Origin of the sequence: Enterococcus sp. 1001283B150225_161107_E12 (assembly GCF_015556925.1) — a bacterium.
Lineage (GTDB): Bacteria > Bacillota > Bacilli > Lactobacillales > Enterococcaceae > Enterococcus_B > Enterococcus_B mundtii.
This window is the reverse complement of record NZ_JADNNI010000023.1, coordinates 57,437-64,220: the sequence shown is the minus strand read 5'-3', so window position 1 is coordinate 64,220 and position 6,784 is coordinate 57,437. Positions and strand designations below refer to the sequence as shown.

The 6,784-nt window shown below is 40.7% G+C and carries 4 protein-coding genes and 1 rRNA gene; all 5 read right to left on the bottom strand.

Annotated features, from left to right (window positions below):
* Positions 1–77 (bottom strand): 16S ribosomal RNA (locus I2F89_RS14375); the annotation flags it as partial.
* Between the two features lie 913 nt (positions 78–990).
* Positions 991–2,487, bottom strand: a complete 1,497-nt coding sequence (gene lysS, locus I2F89_RS14370; RefSeq protein ID WP_010734126.1) for a lysine--tRNA ligase — start codon at positions 2,485–2,487, stop codon at positions 991–993.
* Between the two features lie 115 nt (positions 2,488–2,602).
* Positions 2,603–3,601: a tRNA dihydrouridine synthase DusB gene (gene dusB, locus I2F89_RS14365; RefSeq protein WP_071866560.1), complete on the bottom strand. Its 999-nt coding sequence runs from the start codon at positions 3,599–3,601 to the stop codon at positions 2,603–2,605.
* Positions 3,602–4,489: an Hsp33 family molecular chaperone HslO gene (gene hslO / locus I2F89_RS14360; protein WP_074801888.1), complete on the bottom strand. Its 888-nt coding sequence runs from the start codon at positions 4,487–4,489 to the stop codon at positions 3,602–3,604.
* Between the two features lie 152 nt (positions 4,490–4,641).
* Positions 4,642–6,738 (bottom strand): ATP-dependent zinc metalloprotease FtsH, encoded by a 2,097-nt coding sequence (gene ftsH / locus I2F89_RS14355; RefSeq protein WP_019722333.1) that lies wholly within the window; start codon positions 6,736–6,738, stop codon positions 4,642–4,644.
* Between the last annotated feature and the right edge of the window lie 46 nt (positions 6,739–6,784).

The window sequence follows — 6,784 nt, the reverse complement described above, 5'->3', positions numbered from 1 at the left end:
GAAAAGAAGCGTTCGACTTGCATGTATTAGGCACGCCGCCAGCGTTCGTCCTGAGCCAGGATCAAACTCTCATAATAAAAGTTAGAACAATCTTTCGATTGTTAAGCTCAATTGTTTGCTAGCATATTGCTTGCTTATTAAAAATGTTTGTTGTCTTGAATTGAATCAAGACGCCCTACACATTTGGTTTGTCTTACTTTGTTCAGTTTTCAAAGGTCTACGTGATAAATGAAACACAACTGTCTCAACTTATCGTTTGTGATTGCCGTAGCAACTTTTATATCTTAGCAAACTCTCGAATGATTGTCAACTATTTTTTAAAAGTTTTTTTGAACTCTTTTTTCATGAGGTCGTTTTAGCAACTCACTTATCATAACTTATCGTTTGTTATTTGTCAACAGTTAATTTTGTTTTTTTCTTTGCGAAATCAACGTTTATCTGTTGTCGTTCACAAGCGACTTGGTTATCTTATCATGTGTTGTCCCACACGTCAAGAACTTTTTTATGATCATTCAGAAGTTATGAAACTTAACTTTTGAACAAATAATAATATACCAACTAAAATCTTATTGGTCAACGAATTTTTTTGTGTTTTTTCAAGTTTTTTAGTTATACGATTAATATACTGAAAAACGATTTAAACGTTCGCTTTTCGCATGGCATAAAGATGTTGAAAACCTTTATCTACATAAATCATTCGCCATTGCAATTACGCTGAAACTTCTATAAAGTAGACTCATTTCTAATGGTTCCGTTTTCTTTTTTTATATCTATCTTATCCCTTTCCATAACTTTCTCTGAAATGGTTCATTGATACGCATTTACTTAAAAATTAGTTTCAATAAAGTCTTAAATATAGAACAAGATTTCAAGCAAAGTTATCTCATTTTTTCTCTAAAAAATAAACCGACAGCAGCTAGAAATAAAAAACATTTCTGGCTATTGTCGGTTTGGTTCCCTGAACTGGTTGTTTCTATTTATGTCTCAGATTTAACGCATGGTTGGGAATAGTAATACGTCACGGATCGATTGAGCATCGGTCAATAGCATGACTAGACGGTCGATTCCGATACCTAGTCCGCCAGTTGGTGGCATGCCATATTCTAGCGCTTCTAAGAAGTCTTCGTCTAAACCATGTGCTTCATCGTTTCCAAGCTCGCGTTCTTTTTCTTGCGCTTCAAAACGTTCTCTTTGATCGATTGGATCATTCAGCTCAGTAAAGGCATTAGCAAATTCTTTACCTGTGATGAACAATTCGAAACGGTCAGTAAAACGTGGGTCTTCAGGATTTTTCTTCGCCAATGGAGAAACTTCTACTGGATGTCCATAGACAAAAGTAGGTTGCACTAAGGTTTCTTCCACAAACGCTTCAAAGAATTCATTGATGACGTGACCAACACCCATTGCTTCTGTCACTTCAACTTGGTGTTCTTTTGCAATCGCTAGTGCTTCTTCTAAGGTCATTTCTTTCCAGAAATCAACACCTGTATGCTCTTTGATTGCATCGACCATATGCACACGTTTGAAATCACTCTCTAAATCAACTGCTTGACCTGCATAAGTGATTTTAGCTGTTCCTAATACTTTTTCAGCTGCATTACGGATGATACCTTCTGTCAAGTTCATCACATCTTGAAAATCAGTATATGCAGTGTATGCTTCAAGCATCGTGAACTCAGGGTTGTGGGTCGTATCGATTCCTTCATTACGGAATACACGGCCGATCTCATAAACTTTTTCCATACCACCAACGATCAGACGTTTCAAATGAAGTTCTAACGCAATACGTAGATATAGATCCATATCTAACGCATTGTGATGTGTGATAAACGGACGTGCTGCTGCTCCACCGGCTTCATTATGCAAGACTGGTGTTTCAACTTCGATATAGCCGTTCCCATCTAAATAGCGACGGATCTCACTAATGATTTGACTGCGTTTCATGAAGCGGTCAAAACTATCTCTATTACTTACTAAATCAAGGTAACGCTGTCTGTATCGTTGTTCGATGTTCGTTAATCCATGATATTTATCTGGTAATGGACGAAGTGCTTTTGATAAGATGACGATTTCAGAGGCTTTAATCGATACCTCACCTGTATCAGTTTTCATGATTTCTCCAGTTACGCCAAAGAAATCTCCTAAGTCAGCATGTTTGAATACTTCATAAGCTTCTTCACCTACTCGGTCTTTGCGTACGTAGATTTGGATTTGGCCTTCTCTGTCTTGCAGATGGGCAAATCCAGCTTTACCTTTTCCACGGCGTGTCATCATACGGCCAGCAACACTCGCTGTCAATGCCATCTCCGCCAATTCTTCTTTTGTACGTGGATCAAATAATTCGTGCAATTCTTGGGAATTATGTGTACGCTCAAATCGCTTACCAAATGGATCGATCCCATTTTCTCTCAATTGCTCCATTTTTTCACGACGAACAATCATTTGATCGTTTAAATCTTCTAATTGATTTTGTTGTTCCTCAGTCACAAAAGTTCCTCCATTCTCATCTTATTCTCTTCCTTATAATGCCAATGAAACGCAAAAAAAGCAAGCCGAACTTAGTGTTTCGGCTTGAATTTCGCAAAAAACTTAGAATAACTTCCTAAGATTGAAGTGATAATTTTTCACTTTTTTCAACCAATTGGTCAAGCAGTTCATTGATTTCATGCTGTTTCTCAGTCTTATTGATCGCTAATTTGATCTTGGCTGCCCGGGAGACACCTTTTAGATAGTAGGAAGCGTGTGTCCGAAACTCACGACAGGCGATGGTTTCTCCTTTTAAATCAACTAAACGTTCTAGATGTAATTTTGCAGTAGCAATTTTTTCGCGTGCGGTTGGTTCCGGAATCAGCTCTCCAGTTTCTAAATAATGTTGCGTCCGATGGATCATCCAAGGATTCCCTAAAGCAGCACGTCCGATCATGACGCCATCGGCACCCACGTATTCCAACATGCGTTTTGCATCTTCTGGCGTTTTGACGTCTCCATTACCCATAAAAGGAATCGTTAGATGTTTTTTGACTTCCTTTAACACTTCCCAATCGGCTTTTCCTTCATACATTTGCACACGTGTTCGTCCGTGCATGGCTACTGCACCGGCACCGGCTGCTTGAGCAGCTAATGCGTTTTCGACAGCAAAAACATGTTCTTCGTCCCAACCAATACGCATTTTCACAGTAACTGGCACATCAACTGCCGATGCAACTGCATGAACCATTTCATAGACTTTATCAGGGTCTAATAACCATTTTGCACCTGCTTCAGCTTTGATGATTTTATTGACTGGGCATCCCATATTGATATCAATGATATCTGCTGTAGTATGTTTCTCAACAAACTGTGCTGCTTCTACTAGTGTGTCTTTGTTCCCACCAAATATTTGCAAGCTTAATGGATGCTCCGTTTCGTCGATATGCAGCATTTCCAATGTTTTTTTGTTGCGGAAATGAATACCTTGGTCACTGATCATCTCGCAAACGACCATTCCTGCACCAAATTCTTTGACGGTTACACGAAATGCGGCGTTCGTGATCCCTGCCATTGGTGCTACAACCACGCGATTCGGTATTTCAACGTTCCCGATTTTCCATGTGTGATCCACTTATAATCCTCCCAAGGCTTCTGTCTTCAATGCTGCTAGGTCATCTTCTGTGTAGGTATACTTACTATTGCAAAATGAGCAAACTGCTTCTGCGCCATGGTCTTCATCGATCATTGCTTGGATTTCTGCTGCGCCTAAAGCAATGATTGCTTCGCCAAACTTTTCTTTCGAACAATCACATTTAAACTGCACAGGCATTTTTTCTAGTACTTGCAATTCGTCTGTTCCTAACAATCCTTGCAAGATTTCTTCAGGTGTCAACCCTTCATCTAAGAGTGTAGAAATACGTGGTGTTGTTTTCAGTTGCTCTTCGATTTTCGCAATCGTTTCTTCGTCTGCCCCTGGCATGATCTGGATCATAAAACCACCCGCTGTTTTGATGGTATCATCCGTATTGACTAAGACGCTTAGCCCTACAGCTGAAGGGATTTGTTCTGAAATCGCTAAATAGTACGTGAAATCTTCAGCTAGTTCACCAGATACAATCGGTGTTTGTCCTGAAAAAGGTTCTTTTAACCCTAGATCTTTTGTCACACTGAACATCCCTTGTGTCCCTACTGCTCCACGTACATCGATTTTTCCTTCTGCGTTCAGCGGTAAACTCAGGTGTGGATTTTTGATGTACCCTTTGACATTACCTTTACCATTCGCATCAACAACGATCCCACCTGCAGGGCCATCGCCTTGGATGCGTACTGTTAATTTATCTTCCCCTTTAACTGTCGCACCTAGCAGCAGACTGCCAACTAATGCACGGCCTAATGCTGCTGATGATGTATGCCAAGTATCATGGCGTTGCTGCGCTTCTGCAACAGTATTGGTTGCACGAACAGCATATGCTCGAACAAACCCGTCATTGGCTAATGCCTTCACTAAATAATCTTCCATTTGTATGTACCTCATTTCCCGATTTTAAAACTCATAGTGAATCATACTAGTAACTTCCAAATTTTTCAACTTTTGAATTTGTAAATTCTACGTTTCTTTTTTAATTGTCAGACACAAAAAAAGAGCTGCGACTTTCGTCACAGCTGCTTTCTTTATCTATTTTGATCATCTGAATGATTTTGTTCATCCGTTGAAGTCGATTGATTGTCATCATTCAACTCTTTTTTCGCTTCATCAAACTCATGTTTTTCTTCTGCTTGTTTTTCCGCATCTTTTTCTTCTAGTGCACGTTTTGCTTCTTCAAACGTTTGCGCTTCTTTTTCACTAGGGAAGTCTGCCGATTCTGCTCCTTCAGGCATTACACCTTTTTCAAAGAGAGATTTGATTGCTTTGGCATCCAATGTTTCAAATTCAAGCAGTTTTTCTGCGATCAGTTTGTGTTGCGCACGGTGTGCTTCGATGATTTCATGTGCTTTTTGATGTGCTTCCATCAAGATCTTGCGTACTTCTTGGTCGATTTCAAAAGCAACTTGTTCTGAGTATGCTTTCGTTTGACCATAGTCACGGCCTACGAATACTTGGTGGTTTCCTTCATATTGGACAGGACCTAAGCGATCACTCATCCCATACTCTGTAACCATACTTCTTGCTAGTGCTGTTGCTTGTTCAAAGTCATTTGATGCACCAGTAGATTGAACGTTGAAGATGATTTCTTCTGCGGTACGTCCACCTAGTAATCCAACGATTTGTTCAAACATATCTTCTTTTGTCATTAAGAATTGATCTTCTTTTGGTAAAGCGATCATATATCCACCAGCACGTCCACGTGGGATGATCGTTACTTTGTGAACGACACGGGCACGACTCAAGACAAGCCCAACGATCGTATGACCTGCTTCATGGTAAGCGACCATTTCGCGTTCGCGTTTGCTGATGACACGGTCTTTCTTCGCTGGTCCAGCAATCACGCGGTCTTCTGCTTCATCGATATCAGAAGCATCGATTTTTTTCTTGTTTCGACGAGCAGCTACTAACGCTGCTTCGTTTAAGACATTTTCTAAATCCGCACCAGCAAAACCTGGTGTTTGTTGTGCCACGACTTTTAAATCAACATCGTCAGCAATTGGTTTGTTTCTTGCGTGAACTCGTAAAATCGCTTCACGGCCTTTGACATCTGGACGACCAACTAAAATTTGACGGTCAAAACGTCCTGGACGAAGTAAGGCTGGATCTAATACGTCTGAACGGTTTGTCGCTGCAATCACGATCACGCCTTCGTTGCCATCAAATCCATCCATTTCAACAAGCAATTGGTTCAGTGTTTGTTCACGTTCATCGTGTCCACCACCCATACCAGCGCCACGTTGACGACCGACAGCATCGATTTCATCAATAAAGATGATTGCTGGAGCATTCTTTTTCGCAGTTTCAAATAAGTCACGAACTCGGCTTGCACCGACCCCAACAAACATTTCAACAAAGTCTGAACCCGAAATAGAGTAGAATGGTACGCCAGCTTCACCAGCAACTGCTTTGGCAAGCAACGTTTTACCTGTTCCTGGAGGTCCTTCTAGGAGAACTCCGGCTGGGATACGTGCGCCTAATTCAATGAAGCGTCTTGGATCTTTTAGGAACTCAACGACTTCGACAAGTTCTTGTTTTTCTTCTTCCGCACCCGCTACATCAGAGAAACGAACGCGATTTGCTTTTTTGTCGGCTTCTTTTGCTTTGGATTTTCCAAAGTTCATCACACGGCCTCCGCCGCCTCCGCCGCCTCCTTGTTGTCCCATCATCATATAGAAGAAGAAGACGATGATCACGATTGGCAAGAAGCTTAATAGGAGTGATACCCATACGCCGCTACTTGATTCTTCTCTGATCGTAGTTGCTACGTTGTTGTCTTTTGCCAACTCTGTGACTTGGCTCAATGTTGTATCGTTTGGCAAAATAATCGTAGTGAAGTGCGTAGTTGATGTCTCGGTAGTACCTAGAATCGATAGACCGCCACTATTTGCAACTGTCTGTTGTTCTTTGTATTCACCTGAGATCTTATACACACCATTAGCAGGTTGCACCTCAAAGTTTTTGATTTTGCCTTCTTGTAATTGTTCAGTGAATTTTGAGTACTCGATATCTGACGACCGTTGGCCATTGTTACCAAAAATAAAGTAGACGACCATTACCATCGCTAAGATTACGAGGACATAATACAAGGCATTTTTCATCATGCCATTGTTTTTTTTGTTCATAGTTGTCCTCCCTATGCGTTATTTTTACTTGATAAATCTTTTATCA

Excerpts from the sequence above, each read along its gene's own strand:
- hslO (WP_074801888.1), bottom strand. The coding sequence starts at position 4,489 with ATGGAAGATTATTTAGTGAAGGCATTAGCCAATGACGGGTTTGTTCGA.
- ftsH (WP_019722333.1), bottom strand. The coding sequence starts at position 6,738 with ATGAACAAAAAAAACAATGGCATGATGAAAAATGCCTTGTATTATGTC.